General features: G+C 74.7%; 2 protein-coding genes. Both read left to right on the forward strand.

Annotation, left to right across the window (positions count from 1 at the left end; genetic code table 11):
- Positions 1-57: 57 nt before the first annotated feature.
- Entirely contained in the window at positions 58-1050 is a 993-nt protein-coding gene (locus tag DN069_RS39005) for a replication-relaxation family protein (protein WP_111507968.1), read from the forward strand.
- 39 nt (positions 1051-1089) lie between these two features.
- Positions 1090-1548, forward strand: a 459-nt coding sequence (locus DN069_RS41190) for a lysozyme family protein (protein WP_481557191.1), incomplete at its 3' end; no start/stop codon positions are given.

Consider the following 1548-nt stretch of genomic DNA (forward strand, 5'->3'; position numbering starts at 1 on the left):
CTTCGGCCCCGCCCCCCGCCCAGTACCGGCCCGCACCGGGCAGGAAGGACCGCGCCCATGACCGCCATCCGTCGAGGCCCCGCCATCGCACCGCTTCTGCGCGGAGGACCGCGCCCCGCCCACACCCCGGCTGCCAGCCGGCGACGCCTGACGACGCTGCTGACCCGGCTGACCGAGCGGGACGTCTGGCTGCTGGACATGCTCTCCGAACACACCGTCCTGACCTCCGCCCACGTCAACGCCCTGTGGAACAACAGCTTGCGCAACACCAACCGGCGCCTGCTCACCCTGTACCGGCTCGGGCTGCTGGACTCCTTCCGCCCCCGCACGTCCTGCGGCACCGCCTGCGAGCACTACCTGCTCGACCGCACTGGCGCCGACGTCGTCGCCGCCCGCCACGCCACCACCCCTAGCGCGCTGGGCTGGAGCACTGACCTGCTCACCCGCACCGCCTACTCACCCACACTCACCCACGACCTCGGCGCCACCAGCTTCTTCACCTCCCTGGTCGCGGCCACACGCCCACGCGCCGACCTGGGCCGCCTGGACGCCTGGTGGTCAGAGGCCCGCTGCGCCCGCGCCTGGGGCGACCTGATCCACCCCGACGCCCACGGACAGCTCACCCGCAAGGGCGGTCGCACGGTCGGCTTCTTCCTGGAGTACGACATGGGCACCGAACCCCACGCGCGCCTGGCCGCCAAGCTCGACGCCTACGCCGACGCAGCCCCAGCCCTCGGCGGCCGCCCCCTGATCCTCTTCACCGTCCCCTCGGTCCGGCGCGAAGCCCACCTCCACCAGCGCCTCGCCACCCACCCCGCCCTCCAGGTCGTTGACGTCGCCACCACCGCCCGCGACTACACCCACCCCGGCGGCCCCGCCCACAACCCGGCCGACCAGGCCTGGCTGCGCGTCGGCCGCCCCGCGCACCGGCAGCGCCTCGCCGACCTACCCGGCCAGGACGCCGAGGGGGCGCAGCGCCGGCACGCCGCCGAGGCCGTTGCGGGCCCGCCAGCCCCGTACCCCCTCGGCCCCGCACATGCCGCCGGATAGGCCCGCCGCGCTGTGACCGCTGTTGCCGCGCGTACGGCCGTGGGTGTCGGGACTGGTTGCGGCGGCGCTCTCATCCTGGTCGCCGCGGCAACCGTCACCGTCCTCGCCACAGTCCTCACCCTTACCACCGGCGGCCTGGGAGGCTTCAGCGGCTCCGCGCTGAGCAGTGGCGCGGTGGCGGATATCCCCGCCGTGATGCTGACGCTCTACCAGCAGGCCGCCGCCACCTGCACCCTGCCGTGGACCGTGCTCGCCGCCATCGGCAAGGTCGAATCCGACCACGGCCGCGCCCGCGACGAGGTCTCCAGCGCCGGCGCACTTGGCCCCATGCAATTCGAGCCCGCCACCTTCGCCGCCTACGACCAGCCCGTCCCACCCGGCGGCGCCAGCCCACCCACCCCCCGGGACCGCACCGACCCCGTCTACGCCGCCCCGTGGGACGGGCTGGCCGCACGCGGCGAAGGCACACGGGCCGGAACGCCGGGGGTCAAGTATCCA

Source organism: Streptacidiphilus pinicola (assembly GCF_003258295.1).
In the GTDB taxonomy this organism is placed as follows: Bacteria; Actinomycetota; Actinomycetes; order Streptomycetales; family Streptomycetaceae; genus Streptacidiphilus; species Streptacidiphilus pinicola.